This is a genomic window from Oceanobacillus sp. E9, assembly GCF_001741975.1.
Classification (GTDB): Bacteria; Bacillota; Bacilli; order Bacillales; family Amphibacillaceae; genus Oceanobacillus; species Oceanobacillus kimchii.
On the sequence record NZ_LSNA01000006.1, the window covers coordinates 507,206 to 523,143 of the forward strand.

Sequence of the window (15,938 nt, forward strand, 5' to 3'; positions counted from 1 at the left end):
GTCTCAATCTCTTTTCCTTACTATATAAACGTAAAATGTTTAGATTCGAACAAGCACTCTACCATTTTCATTTAGTTGGAGATATAGGAAGTAGACATATGGGGTTTTGTGTTTGCTAAATAACTGCAGGAATAAGGGAGAAAAAATAATATCCATCTATTTTGATTATCTATGGACCTTTAATACTTAGAACAAACTGAAAACCATTATAGTCTGAGGTGATGAAATGCTAGCATACATAGGTCGTAGATTATTAATGCTCATACCAGTTTTGCTCGGGATGACGATTATAACCTTTTCCATTGTTCATTTAATTCCTGGTAATCCAGCTAAGGTTATTCTAGGAGAAACAGCTACGGAACAATCAATTAAGAGTCTAGAAGAATCTATGGGATTAAATGAACCTTATCTTGTACAGTATACTCGCTATCTTGGTGATTTGGTACAAGGAGATTTAGGTACGTCATTACGTACTAAGGCAGATATTTCAAACGAAATTTGGCCATATATCGCTGCTACATTTGAACTGACTCTTTTTGCCATGCTTTTTGCGATTGTAATCGGAGTAAATGCAGGAATTATTAGTGCTTGGAAGCAAAACTCCTGGTTTGATTTTCTTGCAATGTTGTTTGCATTAATAGGGGTATCAATGCCAGTATTTTGGCTAGCGCTTATGGAACAATGGGTATTTGCACAAGAACTCGGATGGTTACCTGCAAATAGTAGGCAGAACCCAAGAGATCCAATAGCCGCCATAACTCATTTCTATGTTCTTGATTCATTAATACACCTTGATTTTCAACGTACATTAACTATTTTAAAGCATTTAGTGTTACCTAGTATTGCTTTAGGAACTATACCAATGGCAATTATTGCTCGAATGACCAGATCGAGTATGTTAGAAGTAATGAAATCGGATTATATTAGAACAGTAAGAGCAAAAGGTTCAGGACAATTTTTAGTCGTTTATAAACATGCATTAAAAAATGCGATTATCCCTGTAATTACTGTTATTGGACTACAAACCGGAGTGTTATTAGGTGGAGCAATATTAACAGAAACTATATTTAGTTGGCCTGGAATAGGAAGATATGTGTATGAAGCAATTAGTTTCCGAGATTATCCTGTTATACAATCGGGTATTTTAGTAATTGCATTTTTGTTTGTCATCATTAATCTAATTGTAGATATTCTGTATAAGAAAATCGATCCAAGGATTAATTATTAAGGGGGATGGAATATAATGGCGAGCAAAAATTCACATGCAGAACAGCAAACTGCTAATCCATCTCTTGTAGGACAATTACAACAAGATCATATAGAAGAAATTAGCCCTTGGAAGGAGACACTTTCTAGTTTATTTAGAAGTCGGTTAGCAATGATCGGTATTATTATATTGTTTCTATTTTTAGTAATTGCAATTATAGGTCCCTTGTTAACGCCGTATGATTATGCAGAACAAGACCTTACGAATAGACTTCAGCCTCCATCAAATGAACACATACTCGGTACGGATCATATTGGTCGAGATATAGCTACACGAATTATATACGGGGCTTCTGTTTCACTACAGGTAGGTTTTTATGCTGTTACGGGTGCGCTTTTTTTTGGAACTTTACTTGGTATTGTAGCGGGATTTTTTGGGAAATGGATTGATATGATTATATCTCGTATTTTTGATATTTTACTTGCGTTTCCTAGTATTCTATTAGCAATAGCGATTGTAGCGATTTTGGGTCCATCGCTAGAAAATGCTTTAGTGGCTATTGCCATCGTCAACATTCCTATTTTCGGTAGATTAGTAAGATCAAAAGTAATTAGTTTACGTGAGGAAGAATATATTATGGCTGCACGTGCTCAGGGAATGAAGAATGGTAGAATTATTTTTCAACATATTCTACCGAACAGCACAGCTCCTATTATCGTACAAGCTACGTTGAGTTTTGGGACTGCCATTATAGAAGCTGCTGCTTTAGGATTTCTTGGGTTAGGGGCACAACACCCTACTCCGGAATGGGGAAGAATGCTTGCTGACGGTAGAGCATTTCTTCAGTTAGCACCGTGGACATTAATTGCACCAGGTCTTTGTATAATGTTAGTTGTTTTAGCCTTTAATCTAATTGGAGATGGCTTACGAGATGCACTAGATCCGAAGATGAAATATTAGAGTCAATTTCCATTTAAAAAACGAATATTTTGGTGATAGTCAAATAATAATGTTCCTACTTGGCTATGATTGTAATGAAGACGGCGACTCCTGCTCAGATTAAGGAACTTTAAGATCCACTGAAAAGGGTCCTTCTTTTCAAATTAGCTAAAAACCGGTGCCTGCTATAAAGCGTCCATCTGTATTGAAAATCAAAACAGTGAACATTCGGATCTCACATAAACTATCGTATTATGAATTTAAATCAGTAAAATAAAATATCCTGATAGAACTGATAATCAATTGAAGCAAATTGAGACAATTCCACGCATGAATTTCATTGGAGGTAGACGAACCGATTTAAGTTATGGGTAAACAAAAAAATATACTCCACTTTCCCCGGGCGGTTGATGAGCGTTTTAGAGTTCTAACTTCTAATATCTCATATCTCATATAATCATTCAGCCCGTGAAAGTGTTGTATATTTCTTTATGTGATAAAGCTATTTTTCAATTCCTCACCTATTATTCATGATCGTCATGATTCTCCGATTCGTGTCCCTCTTGATGGTGTTCGTGGTCCATTTCGTTATGCTTGTCTTCTTCTGATGGGGTTGCATTTCCTACAATCACTGTCTTAAACGGCATACTATGTATGGCTTCTGCAGTAGTATGTGCATACATTTCATATACCTCTTCTTCTTCAAATGTAAAAGTCGCAGTATAAGTACCGTTTTCCTGATGCTTTCCCTCCAATTCAACACTTTGGTCATTATTGCCTTGAGTCCACACTTCGAAAAGTACTTCATCAGCATCTTCAACAGGGGAATCGCCATAAGTAACATGAGCAGTTAAATCAATTGTTTCTCCTTTTTCTACATGTTCAGGGATATCAAAGTCAACTGTAAGTTCGGGAACAACATCATCTAAATTCTCAACGTTTGTATTCGTATCTTCCTCATTTTGAGAACATGCTGTGAGGAAGATAAATAAAACGGATACAAAAATTAGTGCTTTGTATTTCATCATAACTTTACCTCCAATAAATTATTTCAAACAATAAATTCTATTATTGAGTATAGCATATATTTATTATTGTATTTTGAACGTTTCATGACAACATATATACTTTTACTTTTGTATAACCTATTTTCAGTAAAAATGTCACTATATTGACTTTACTGAAAAATTAAATTAATATAACTAATGAAAACGCTTAATTAATAAAAGAAATAAGGGGGAAGGGAAATGAAAAGAAATTGGGCAATATTATTACTATTATTATTGATACCTATTATTACTGCATGTGGAGGAGATAGTGAAGATGCAGAAGGTGAATCAGGAGAAAGTTTAGAAACAAATATCGTCACAATAGCTACAGGTGGTTCATCTGGTCCTTATAATATTATAGGTACCACACTAGCTGAAGAATATAGTAGTGTTTATGGTATCAACTCGAGAACTCAAACAACAGGAGCATCCGTTGAAAATGTAAACCTGATGGAACAAGATAAGATAGAAATGGCATTTACCATGAGTGATGTTGTGAGTCAAGCTATTGCAGGAGAAGTAAGTTTTGAGCAACCCGTTGAAAAAGTAAATCAAATTGCATCGTTATATCCTAATTATGTTCAAATTGTGACAACTGCTGATTCAGGAATTGAAACATTTGAAGATTTAAAAGGGAAGCGAATCGCTGTTGGTGACCAAAATTCTGGTGTAGAAGTTAATGCGCGAACTTTACTAAATGGGCACGGTATCACATATGATGATATTGAAGTAGATTATCTGGGTTATGCAGAAGCGGCTGATGGTTTACGTGCAGGTCAATTAGATGCTGCGTTTTTAACAAGTGGACTTCCTAATGCTTCGTTAATGGAATTATCGGAAACATTAGATATTCGTCTAGTGAAAATAAATCCTGAAGATGTAGAGTCGATCGCACAAGATGCTTCTTATTTTGTATCTTTAGAAATTCCTGCGGATACATATGGTAATGCGGAACCAGTTCCTACAGCCGCAATTATGAATGCTTTAGTTGTTCATGCGGATATGAGTGAAGACGATGTATACCAATTAACCAAAACATTCTTTGAAAGTTTAGAGACATTAGGTAATTCACATCAAGCTGCAACAGAGATTTCATTAGAAGCTGCGCAAGAAGGACATGTTGCTCCTTTACACCCTGGTGCTGAGCGTTATTATGAAGAGCAAAAATAAGTGGATTGTAGGGGGTGCAATTACGGTTGTACTCCTATTTTTCCTCTTCAACAAAGTTACTGTGGTTGAAGTAGAAATTGATGGGAGAAGTTATTATATTCATGATAGAGAGTTTGAATTGAAATGGATTCATTCTGTAGAAAAAGAAGAATGGGTTGAAGTATACAAAATTAATGAAAATAAATTAAGTTTAATAGAAACATATTTTAAGACTTTTGGTGCTGGCGTGCCTGCACAAGGGGAAGTTATACCATCTTCAGATGGTTATATACATATGAAAATGGATGTAAGCTATAAAGAACTAAATATAGCAGTTTCCGAAAATGTGAAAACGACTTTATCCACTGATAAAAAGGATGTTCATTTATACAAATTAACAGAAAATTATAATAATGTAGTGTTGACTGTAAAAGAACTGTTTATATGGAAAGTTTGGGAAGGGGAAATTTTATGAGTGAGATACAACAGGAAACAATAAAGGATGGGCGTAGTACTTCCACACAACATATATTAGAGAAATTTGATAGTGAATCCAGAGTCCGCAACATCACTAATAAGAAAATTGCTTTAATAATTACATTGCTTGCGATTCTATATTCACTTTATCACGTATATGTTACCGTAAATCCAATTCCAGCATTATTACAACGATCTATCCATATGTCATTTGGGATAGCATTAATATTTTTAATCTATCCTAGTTTTAAGAAACAATATCGAGGTAAAATACCATATTATGATTGGATATTGTTCACATTAAGTATTGCTTCGGCACTGTATCTAATTATGGAATACAATGCATTGATGACCACACGTGGAGGAATACCGAATATGGCAGATATACTATTTGCAATACTGACGGTCATCTTGGTATTAGAAGCTGCTAGGCGTGTTACAGGATGGATTCTTCCTATTCTTGCTTTAATCTTTCTAGCATATCCTTTCCTTAGCCATAATCTATGGATGCCTGATATGTTAATGACAAGACCATTCGATTTAGGAGATATTTTTGGACAATTATATTTAAAAACGGAAGGACTATTTTCAACAGCGATTGGTGCATCTGTTCAGTTTATCTTCCTTTTTATTCTTTTTGGTGCTTTTTTAGCAAAGTCTGGTATGGGACAACTATTCAATGATTTAGCAATGGCCTTAGCTGGTAGTAAACAGGGCGGGCCTGCTAAAGTAGCTGTAATTTCAAGTGGATTTATGGGGAGTATAAATGGCGCTGCAGTAGCAAATGTAGTTGGAACTGGAGCATTTACGATTCCACTAATGAAGAGAATTGGCTACTCTAAAAACTTTTCTGGAGCAGTTGAAGCAAGCGCATCAATAGGTGGGCAAATTTTGCCTCCGATTATGGGTGCAAGTGCGTTTATTATGGCGGAAACGACAGGGATTGCATATGGAACAATTGCACTTGCTGCATTGATACCAGCAATTTTATATTTTTTAGGAGTAATCATGCAAGTGCATTTTCGAGCGGGAAGAAGAAACCTTAAAGGGATACCAAAAGCAGACTTACCAAGAGTGAAAGACGTATTAAAAGAAAGAGGGCACCTTCTATTACCAATTGTAGGTTTGATCATTTTTCTTTATATGGGTGTGCCCGTTGGATTCGCTGCTCTTTATACAATTGGGTTAACGATTATTATCGCAGCACTACGAAAAAAAAGTAGAATGGGGATAAAAGATATTTTTAAGGCACTAGAAGACGGTGCGAGACAATCACTAGCTGTAATGGTTGCTTGTGCGGTTGTAGGAATTATTATTGGAGTTGTGAACTTAACAAGTTTTGGTACCGTAATGACTTCAGCTATTACTAGTTTCGGTGCAGGATCTTTATTCTTTACACTATTTTTAACGATGATCGCTTCAATTATTTTGGGAATGGGATTACCATCTATTCCAGCGTATATTATTACTGCTACAATGACTGCACCTGCTCTAGCTGAATTTGGGATACCAGTACTAGTAGCTCATTTGTTTGTTTTTTACTTTGGTATTTTTGCAAATATCACACCGCCTGTAGCATTAGCAGCATTTGCGGGTGCCGGTATATCTGGTGGGGATCCTATGCGTACAGGTTTTACATCGCTACGTCTTTCTTTAGCTGGGTTCTTGATTCCCTATATGTTTGTATACAATCCAGCCATGTTATTCATCGATCCATCAGGATTAGCAGTAAATGCAACGGAGTTTCCATTCCCTCCAATAATTGAAGTAGCCTTAATTACCGTTACGGCTATTATAGGTATAATAGGGTTTGGCGCCGCTTTAGAAGGGTTTTATAAAATGGAATTACAGTGGTTGATTCGCCTCATATTAGGAATTGGTTCTCTACTCTTGATTATACCGGAGAGTTATACAGATATAATTGGAATTATTATTGTGATCCTTATTTTTGGGTGGAAAACCATTCAATATAAGCAGGAAACTATATCTTCAACAAAGTCAGCAAGTTAATCATAAATGACGTCGATTTATAGTAAAAATTGTTTTATACTATAATACTATGAATTAGAATAGGGGGAATGGTTAATGAGACTTGTAAGTTATCGAAAAAAAGAATCCGGCTCTAAATTTCGTATGGGGTATATCACTGAAAATGAACAGATAGTGGATATACATCTTGCGTCACAAAAGGCATTTCAAGCTGGAAATACAACGGTAGAATTACCTTATCAACCTGAGCTATTTTATCAAGAAGGGCAATTTTTTATTGATGAAGCAACAAAATTAGTTGGCAAGATTAAAGATAGTGAGTTTACTTTTTCTATGAATGATATTCAATTAGGTATGCCATTAGGGACTGCTAAGAAAGTAATTTGTGTCGGTAAAAATTATGCGGATCATGTCGCTGAAATGAAAAGTGATATCCCGGAATTTCCAGTGCTATTTGCTAAATTTGACAATGCGATTATTGGGCCAGAAGATGAGATACATTTTTCTTCAGCAACTGAGAAATTGGATTATGAGGTTGAATTAACGATTGTAATTGGAAAAGAAGCTTCCCATGTACATGAAGAGAATGCTTTGGATTATGTCGCTGGTTATACGATAGGAAACGATACGTCTGCTAGGGATTTACAAAAGCGTACACCTCAATGGCTACAAGGTAAGAGTTTAGATCATACAACTCCAATTGGACCGTGGATTGTCACGAAAAATGAAATTCTAGATCCTGGTAATCTGACTATTGCATCCTATGTTAATAATGAAAAACGTCAATATTCAAATACCAAACATTTAATTTTTTCAGTACCTTATCTTGTGTCATTTATTTCTAATTTAATCACATTAAAACCGGGAGATATAATTATGACAGGTACCCCGGATGGTGTAGGATTTGCAATGAATCCTCCAGGATATGTAAAAGACAAGGATAAGATAAAATTAGTGATAGAAGGAATAGGTATGATGGAAAACGTAGTTAAAAAAGTTTTATAGGTGAATCAGCTTCATTATAATGATATTTTGTATATAAAATTGAATGTTATGTATTATGTAGTTTATATCCGAACTATGTTCTAAGAACATAGTTCGGATTTTTATATGTTAAGGACAATGAGTAGTAATAAGTCTACGTTATTAGGTAATAAATGCCTAATAATGTACTATTAACGTTAATAAATTTAAAGACTATATTCTTAATTTTAGAATACTTTTATTTAATAGATTGAATTTTTGTTCTTATTATTTTATTATGTATTTAAAGAAATTTCTTGCATTTATATCCATTTATAAAGGAGGGGAACACGTTTGCCGACAAAAGTTGAAAGCGATTACAAAAAGAATACTGATTTTAAAAGGGTTGCTGAGAGTAAAAAGTTTAGAGAATTAATTAATCAACGAAAGAAATTTATTATCCCACTTACTATTTTTTTCTTAGTATTTTATTTTGCCTTACCCATTATGACTTCTTATAGCACGATACTTAATCGATCCGCTATAGGCGATATTTCATGGGCGTGGATTTTTGCTTTTGCACAATTTGTAATGACGTGGATGCTTTGTATCGTTTATGTGAAAAAATCTGCAAAATTTGATAAACAAGCTGATGAAATCATCCAAGAAGAAATAGAAGGGGAGAGGTAGTTAAATGAACTTAATTGTGGTCATTTTATTTCTAGCAATTGTATCACTGACATTAGTGATTACATATTTCGCGGCAAAGCGGACCCAATCAACTGGTGATTTTTACACAGCTGGCGGTGGTTTAACAGGGTGGCAAAATGGACTAGCAATAGCCGGAGATTATTTATCCGCAGCATCTTTTCTAGGTATTGCAGGGGCTATCGCTTTATACGGTTTTGATGGTTTTTTTTATAGTATTGGATTTTTAATTGCATATTTAGTAGTTATGTTCCTAGTGGCAGAGCCTTTACGTAATCTAGGCAAGTACACATTGGCAGATATGATTAATTCAAGGTTCGATGCTAAAAAAGTACGAGCTGTCGCAGCGATTAGTTCGATTACCATTGTTATCTTTTATATGATTGCACAATTAGTAGGTGCTGGTGCACTTATTCAATTATTATTTGGTATTGATTATTGGATAGCAGTTTTAATAGTCGGAGTCATGATGACTATCTATGTACTATTTGGTGGCATGACTGCAACTAGTTGGGTTCAAATTATAAAAGCAGTACTATTAATGTTAGGAACGGTGATTATTGCATTTTTAGTGTTAATGAAATTTAACTTTGATATTTTTCAGATGTTCTCAGAGGTGAAAACAGTAACTAGTCATGGTGAAGCCTATCTACAACCAGGCTTACAATATACCGTTCCATTAGATACGATATCATTAATGTTGGCTTTGGTTCTAGGGACGGCGGGGTTACCTCATATTTTAATGAGATTTTTTACCGTGAAAGATGCAAAAACAGCACGTTCATCCGTAGTGACAGCTACCTGGGTGGTTGGGATATTTTATATTCTTACAATATTCTTAGGGTTTGGTGCAGCAGCATTTGTTGGAGAAAGCAATATACTTCAGGCAAATCCTGCTGGAAACATGGCAGCACCTCTTCTCGCAGAAGCTTTAGGTGGAGATCTATTAATGTCATTTGTTGCAGCAGTAGCGTTCGCTACTATATTAGCTGTTGTAGCAGGTTTAGTACTGTCAGGTGCTTCTGCATTTGCTCATGATATCTATGGTCAAATAATTAAAAAAGGGAAAGCTTCGGATAGACAGCAGATGTTAGCAGCGAAATGGGCATCTTTAGGTGTATCAGTTTTTTCGATACTACTTTCACTATTTGCCCAATCACTAAATGTGGCATTTCTCGTATCTTTAGCTTTTTGTGTAGCCGCAAGTGCAAACTTACCAGTAATACTTTATACCATATATTGGAGACGCTTTAATACGACTGGTGCAGTTACTGCAATGTTATCAGGATTATTAACGGCGATAATTTTAGTTTCTATGAGCCCGAATGTATTTGCTTTAGACGGAAGTGCAATTTTTGTTGGAGAACCAATATTTCCATTAACAAATCCTGCATTAATATCTGTTCCTGTCGGTTTCTTAGGTGGATTCCTTGGAACCATTCTTTCAAAAGAATTGGATTCAGCGAGATATGCAGAAGTTAAGGTTCGAGCGAACACAGGTTATCGCGGAAATTAATTGTCTATGAAACTAATTAGAGATATAGACCATTTTCTTTCTCTATGGTGTATAGCTGTTTTTCGATGCATGGTAAAGCGAAATTTTATTCTAAAGCAGTTTTTAAAACCGATTTACTCTATGATTTAACAATCAAGAGTAGATTGGTTTTTTTATTAATCAGGTGTAGAATATAATGTAAGCCTTTTCATTTTATTAGACTTATACAACTCGAACAGTTGTTTAGAATCAGCAATGAACGTGACAGAAACGATAAGCAGTGGCAAAATAGAAGTAGAAAAAAGGGGGGAGATGAGTTGAAGCAAAGACTTGTATTAAATCAATCATTACAGTGGAAGATGAATCAGTCTTTATATCAATCAATTGAAATTTTACAACTAACTGGGATGGAACTTTATGATTATATGAAACAAGTTGCTGAAGAGAATCCACTTATTGAAGAGGTCCAACCTATAGATAAAGAGCTCATCTCCCAATTTAGGAAAACAGATTATTCTATTGATGAAATGAATACAGCCGAACTAACATTATATGATCAATTAAAGTCCAATCTTTATGTATTAGATATAAAGGATAAATCTTTATTACCATTAATTATTTTTGGGATTGATTCATTAAATGAGGACGGTTATTTAGATATAGCTATGGAAGATTGGGCAGATTACTGTAAAGTAGAATTAACTACAGTTAAACGAGCATTATCATATATTCAATTATTAGAGCCAGCAGGGATTGGTGCTCGGGATCTTACAGAATGTATTCAACTTCAATTAAAGCAAATGAATATTGATGCTCCTTATATATCAACGCTAATGAGTGAAGATATCGCATTACTTGCAGAAGAAAATTCATATCAAATTTCCTTAAATTATGAGATTACCGAAGAAAAAGCACAAAAATTAATTGAATCGATTAAATTATGTCATCCAAAACCAGGAAAACTTTTAACACCGACTAAAACAGAATTTATTATACCCGAAGCCTCTATTTATAAGGAAGATACAGAGTGGAAAATATCTTTTTTTAACTGGTCCTCACCTGCAATACAAATAAATAATCAGTATAATAATCAAGATTTAAAAGGAGAGGCTGCTTCATTTGTGAAGAAAAAACGAAAAGAGGTAGAGATGCTGCAACAGGCGTTAGATTATCGTAGCTCTACTTTGGAGAAAGTGATACGGATAATAGTAGAGAAACAGCTACCATTTTTTGAAACTGGTCCCAAAATGTTAAAACCATTAACATTGAGTGAGCTCTCTGCACAATTGGATCTTCACATATCAACGATTAGTCGTGCTATTCGTCAGAAGTATGTTCAAACAGTTCATGGTGTAATACCGTTAAAATATTTTCTACAACGTGAGGTACAAAAAGGAGCTGGAGTTGCTTCTATAGTGATTAAGCATATACTTAAAGAATTAATAAATCTTGAAGATAAGAGTAGACCGCTATCAGATGAAAAAATAAAACAATTGATGGAAGAACGTTATCAGATTAAAATTGCACGTAGAACGATTATGAAATACCGGGACGAGCTGCAAATTCCTTCGTCTGTTAAACGAAAAGGAGCTAACAATAATGAAAAATAAATACATATTTTTCTATACAAAGGAAAATTGTCCACTATGTGTGGAAGCGGAAGAGTTATTAATAATGCTAAATAAAAAAGACATTCCAATTATAAAAAAAAATATATACTCTTCTGATGAACTACTCGAAAAATATCAATTAATGATTCCAGTGATTCAATATAATCAAATAGAACTTTTCGGCGAACAACTAAATATAGAAGATATTGACCGCTTATTAAATGGGTGAATTTTTTTAATAACCAAGTTTCATTTACAGTAATAGGTATATATTATTGATCGGATTATAGCTCAACTTGGCTTTGGAATGGATGACAGCAACTCCTACAGTATCAGCACGAACTGAAGATCCAATCAGAAATTGTGTTCTTTTTTTAAAGATAGCTAAAAATCGGTGCCTGCTGAAATGCACCGTCTACAATGGAAATCAATAGCGAACCATTTAGATGTTATACATTATGAATTATAATTCTTATTATGAAATTAATTCAAATAAATAAACCATTCAATTTGAAGCTCTTATTTAAATGGCAAAGCGAAAATAAATTTGCTATTTAGGTAAGAGCTTTTTTAGCCTAGTTGTACCTGAGAATAACACTTTTATTTTAATAATATCTGATGGAGTGGGTGATAAAATACTTATGATGTCCAATTCTATCTAAGGGCATTAGTTCATGCCTCTGTGGTACGAGTATTCAGAAGAGGAAGAACGATATCTATACTTATTGAGGTTTTACGTATGGAGAAGTAGTAGCTTCTGAAAAAAAGTATTTTAAGCTATTTGTTTTTAGGAAATAATATATAAAGCTTTTCGATTGAATTCGAGTTAGATTATGATATAATAAAGTTGTCATCGGGACATAATGTAACCAAGCGGGACATATTTCATCCCGGTGAAGGGAGTGCTAGCAGATGGATTCCATCATTGAGTTACAAAAAAGACTTGTTCCAGAGCTGGTGAATGTAATGAAAGAGCGTTATTCTTTGCTTCAAAGTGTCGAGTTATTACAGCCTATAGGTCGACGTGCTTTGGCGGAGAATACTAATTTAACAGAAAGACATGTGCGTAGCGAAATAGATTTTTTGCATGCCCAAGGTTTGGTAGAAATTACAACAAAAGGAATGTTTATTACTAAAGAGGGCAAAGTAGTACTGGGACAATTAGCAGCAATGATTGGAGAAATAAGTGGACTCCATGTTTTAGAAAAAAGAATAAAGGAAATATTATCAGTAGAATCCGTTATTGTGGTACCTGGAGATAGTGATCAGCGTGCCTCCATAAAAACAGAGATGGGTAAAGCTGCAGTATCGTATTTACGAAAGAAACTTACTTCTAATAATACGATAGCTGTAACGGGTGGTAGTACAATTGCTGCTGTAGCGGATGCGATGACTCCTCTAACGAAAGATAAACAAGTACTTTTTGTTCCTGCCCGAGGTGGTATAGGAGAAAAAGTAGAGAATCAGGCTTCGAGAATCGTATCAGAAATGGCTCGTAAAACAGACGGTGATTATCGCATGTTATATGTACCTGATCCTATAAGTGATTCGACATATGAAACAATCATGAAAGAACCACATGTTATGGAAGCTTTAGAAGTTATAAAGTCTTCGAATATTGTTCTGCATGGAGTTGGAGATGCATTGAAAATGGCTGAGCGTAGGCGATCTTCTCAAGAAGTAATGCAGCTATTAAAAGAGAAGAACGCAGTAGGCGAAGCATTTGGTTATTATTTTGACGAATATGGAAATGTAATTTATAAAGTTAAAACGGTAGGAATACAACTCCAAGATATTGATGACTCGAAACAGGTTATAACGGTAGCTGGTGGTAGTTCAAAGGCAAAAGCAATCGTCTCTTATTTCAAACAGGCGAAAAGTAATATCTTAATCACCGATCAAGGTGCAGCGGAAGAGATATTAAGAGGGTAACCTCTTTATATATATAATTCAATAAAAATTCTAGGAGGAATTATACATGGCAGTAAAAATTGGTATTAATGGTTTTGGTAGAATTGGACGTAACGTATTTCGTCAGTCTCTAAAAAATAATGAAGTGGAAGTTGTTGCTATTAATGATTTAACAGATGCTAACATGCTTGCACACTTATTAAAATATGATTCTGTACACGGAAAATTACAAGAAGAAGTAACAGTAAATGGTTCTAACCTTGTAATTGATGGTAAAGAAATTAAAGTATTATCAGAACGTGACCCTGCTGATCTTGGATGGGGAGACCTTGGTGTTGATATCGTTATTGAATCTACTGGTCGCTTCACAAACAAAGAAGATGCTGAGAAGCATATTCAAGCAGGAGCTAAAAAAGTAATTATCTCTGCACCAGCTAAAGGTGAAGATTTAACAATTGTTATGGGTGTTAACGATGATCAATATGATCCAAGTGAGCACAACGTAGTATCTAATGCTTCTTGTACTACAAACTGTTTAGCACCATTTGCAAAAGTATTAAATGATAACTTTGGTATTAAGCGTGGTTTAATGACTACTATCCACTCTTATACAAACGATCAGCAAATCTTAGATTTACCACACAAAGATTACCGTCGTGCTCGTGCAGCAGCTGAAAACATTATCCCAACTTCAACTGGAGCTGCAAAAGCAGTAGGACTTGTATTACCTGAGCTTAATGGTAAATTAAATGGTAATGCAGTACGTGTACCAACTCCAGACGGTTCATTAACAGACTTAGTTGCTGAATTAGATAAAAACGTTACTATCGAGGACGTTAACAATGCAATGAAAGAAGCAGCTCAAGGTCCATTAAAAGGTATCTTAGAGTATACAGAAGAACCACTTGTATCTTCTGATATAGTAGGTAATAACCATTCTTCTATCTTCGATGCATTGTCTACAATTGTAATGGAAGATAACTTAGTTAAAGTTGTATCTTGGTATGACAACGAAATGGGTTATTCTGCTCGTTGTATCGACTTAGCAATCTTTATGAACAGCAAAGGACTTTAATAGAATTATTCGTTCGCAGAAACAGTTTATTCTCTTCGAACGAAAGGATATTGGAGGAGGGAATGGTTTCCTCCTCCATTTTCCATTTTAATAGTATTGATTTAAAATGACTGTTACATGGTATAATATTGCTTGGTCATGGATGATTATGTATTACATAATCCAGTATTAGGAGGGATTATCTTGAACAAAAAAACAATTAACGATCTACAAGTTGAAGGAAAACGAGTATTTACACGTGTAGACTTCAATGTTCCTTTAAAAGATGGTGAAATCACAGATGATACGCGTATTCGCGCTGCACTACCTACAATTGAGCAATTAACAAAACAAGGTGCAAAAGTGATTTTAGCGAGTCATTTAGGGCGTCCAAAAGGAACGGTTGTGGAAGAACTACGTTTAGACCCTGTTGCTAGAAGACTTAGTGATCTATTAGGTAAAGAAGTATTGAAAACAGATCAAGTGTATGGTGATGAAGTACATCAGGCAATCAGTGAGTTAGAAAACGGTGGTGTTCTATTAATAGAGAACGTTCGCTTTGAAGCTGGAGAAGAAAAAAATGATCCTGCATTAGTAGAAGCATTTGCTGACATGGCAGACCTTTATGTGAATGATGCTTTTGGTGCTGCCCATCGTGCGCATGCCTCTACAACTGGTATAGCAGAAAAATTGCCAGCAGCAGCAGGCCAATTAATGGAAAAAGAAATTGAAGCATTGGGAAATGCTCTTGAAAATCCAGAACGCCCATTTACAGCAATCATTGGTGGTGCGAAAGTAAAAGATAAAATTAGTGTTATCGATAATCTATTAGATAAAGTGGATAATCTAATTATTGGTGGTGGTCTTGCTTACACATTCATTAAAGCACAAGGCCACGAAATTGGAAAATCACTTTTAGAAGAGGATAAGATTGATTTAGCTAAACAATTTATGAACAAAGCAAAAGAAAAAGGCGTGAACTTTGTATTACCAGTAGATGCGGTTGTAGCAGATGATTTCTCAGAAGATGCCAATACGAAAATTGTAGACATTGATAAAATTCCTTCTGACTGGGAAGCTTTAGATATTGGAACAAAAACTAGAGAAAAATATAGTAGTATCGTAAAAGAGTCTAAACTTGTTATATGGAACGGACCAATGGGAGTATTTGAATTAAATGCATTCGCAGGTGGTACAAAAGCTGTAGCAGAAGCACTAGCAACTACAGAAGGTTACTCCATAATAGGTGGTGGCGATTCTGCAGCGGCAGTTGAAAAATTCGATCTTGCTGAAGATATGGACCATGTATCTACAGGTGGGGGAGCATCATTAGAATTCATGGAAGGAAAAGTACTTCCTGGATTAGCTGCTCTAAATGATAAATAAT

General features: G+C 34.9%; 14 protein-coding genes. 13 read left to right on the forward strand and 1 reads right to left on the reverse strand.

Going from position 1 to position 15,938, the window contains the following annotated elements; translation table 11 throughout:
- Window positions 1–226: 226 nt before the first annotated feature.
- Window positions 227–1,228, forward strand: coding sequence for an ABC transporter permease (locus AQ616_RS09335; protein ID WP_017797639.1), 1,002 nt, complete (start codon window positions 227–229; stop codon window positions 1,226–1,228).
- A gap of 15 nt (window positions 1,229–1,243) precedes the next feature.
- The gene (locus tag AQ616_RS09340; RefSeq protein ID WP_017797638.1) at window positions 1,244–2,167 is read left to right on the forward strand and encodes an ABC transporter permease; all 924 of its coding nucleotides are present in this window, start codon (window positions 1,244–1,246) and stop codon (window positions 2,165–2,167) included.
- A 503-nt stretch (window positions 2,168–2,670) separates the two neighbouring features.
- Here AQ616_RS09340 and AQ616_RS09345 read toward each other — a convergent pair.
- Window positions 2,671–3,174: a FixH family protein gene (locus AQ616_RS09345; protein ID WP_084822456.1), complete on the reverse strand. Its 504-nt coding sequence runs from the start codon at window positions 3,172–3,174 to the stop codon at window positions 2,671–2,673.
- 219 nt (window positions 3,175–3,393) lie between these two features.
- On the opposite strand from AQ616_RS09345, the gene AQ616_RS09350 reads away from it, so the two are divergent.
- The 11 genes from AQ616_RS09350 (at window position 3,394) to AQ616_RS09400 (ending at window position 15,937) form a co-directional block, all read left to right on the forward strand.
- Window positions 3,394–4,365 (forward strand): TAXI family TRAP transporter solute-binding subunit, encoded by a 972-nt coding sequence (locus tag AQ616_RS09350; protein WP_017797636.1) that lies wholly within the window; start codon window positions 3,394–3,396, stop codon window positions 4,363–4,365.
- 61 nt (window positions 4,366–4,426) lie between these two features.
- Window positions 4,427–4,819 carry a DUF1850 domain-containing protein gene (locus tag AQ616_RS09355; protein WP_240490484.1) on the forward strand — a complete coding sequence of 131 codons (393 nt, stop codon included), beginning with the start codon at window positions 4,427–4,429 and terminating at the stop codon, window positions 4,817–4,819.
- On the forward strand, window positions 4,816–6,831 hold the full coding sequence (locus AQ616_RS09360; protein ID WP_069685617.1) for a TRAP transporter permease: 2,016 nt from the start codon (window positions 4,816–4,818) through the stop codon (window positions 6,829–6,831). Before AQ616_RS09355 ends, AQ616_RS09360 begins: the two co-directional genes overlap by 4 nt.
- 75 nt (window positions 6,832–6,906) lie before the next feature.
- Entirely contained in the window at window positions 6,907–7,815 is a 909-nt protein-coding gene (locus tag AQ616_RS09365; protein WP_069685618.1) for a fumarylacetoacetate hydrolase family protein, read from the forward strand.
- Between the two features lie 312 nt (window positions 7,816–8,127).
- Window positions 8,128–8,463 (forward strand): DUF485 domain-containing protein, encoded by a 336-nt coding sequence (locus AQ616_RS09370; RefSeq protein WP_017797632.1) that lies wholly within the window; start codon window positions 8,128–8,130, stop codon window positions 8,461–8,463.
- A gap of 4 nt (window positions 8,464–8,467) precedes the next feature.
- Window positions 8,468–9,997, forward strand: a complete 1,530-nt coding sequence (locus AQ616_RS09375) for a solute symporter family protein (RefSeq protein ID WP_017797631.1) — start codon at window positions 8,468–8,470, stop codon at window positions 9,995–9,997.
- 296 nt (window positions 9,998–10,293) lie between these two features.
- Window positions 10,294–11,586 (forward strand): RNA polymerase factor sigma-54, encoded by a 1,293-nt coding sequence (gene rpoN / locus AQ616_RS09380; protein WP_069685619.1) that lies wholly within the window; start codon window positions 10,294–10,296, stop codon window positions 11,584–11,586.
- Entirely contained in the window at window positions 11,576–11,815 is a 240-nt protein-coding gene (locus AQ616_RS09385) for a glutaredoxin family protein (RefSeq protein ID WP_069685620.1), read from the forward strand. The genes rpoN and AQ616_RS09385 overlap by 11 nt, the downstream gene beginning before the upstream one ends.
- Before the next feature lie 683 nt (window positions 11,816–12,498).
- Window positions 12,499–13,518, forward strand: coding sequence for a sugar-binding transcriptional regulator (locus AQ616_RS09390; protein WP_069685621.1), 1,020 nt, complete (start codon window positions 12,499–12,501; stop codon window positions 13,516–13,518).
- 46 nt (window positions 13,519–13,564) lie between these two features.
- A complete protein-coding gene (gene gap, locus AQ616_RS09395) occupies window positions 13,565–14,572 on the forward strand; it encodes a type I glyceraldehyde-3-phosphate dehydrogenase (protein ID WP_017797627.1) in 1,008 nt (335 codons plus the stop codon).
- Between the two features lie 183 nt (window positions 14,573–14,755).
- Window positions 14,756–15,937: a phosphoglycerate kinase gene (locus AQ616_RS09400; RefSeq protein WP_017797626.1), complete on the forward strand. Its 1,182-nt coding sequence runs from the start codon at window positions 14,756–14,758 to the stop codon at window positions 15,935–15,937.
- The last annotated feature ends 1 nt before the right edge of the window (window position 15,938 follow it).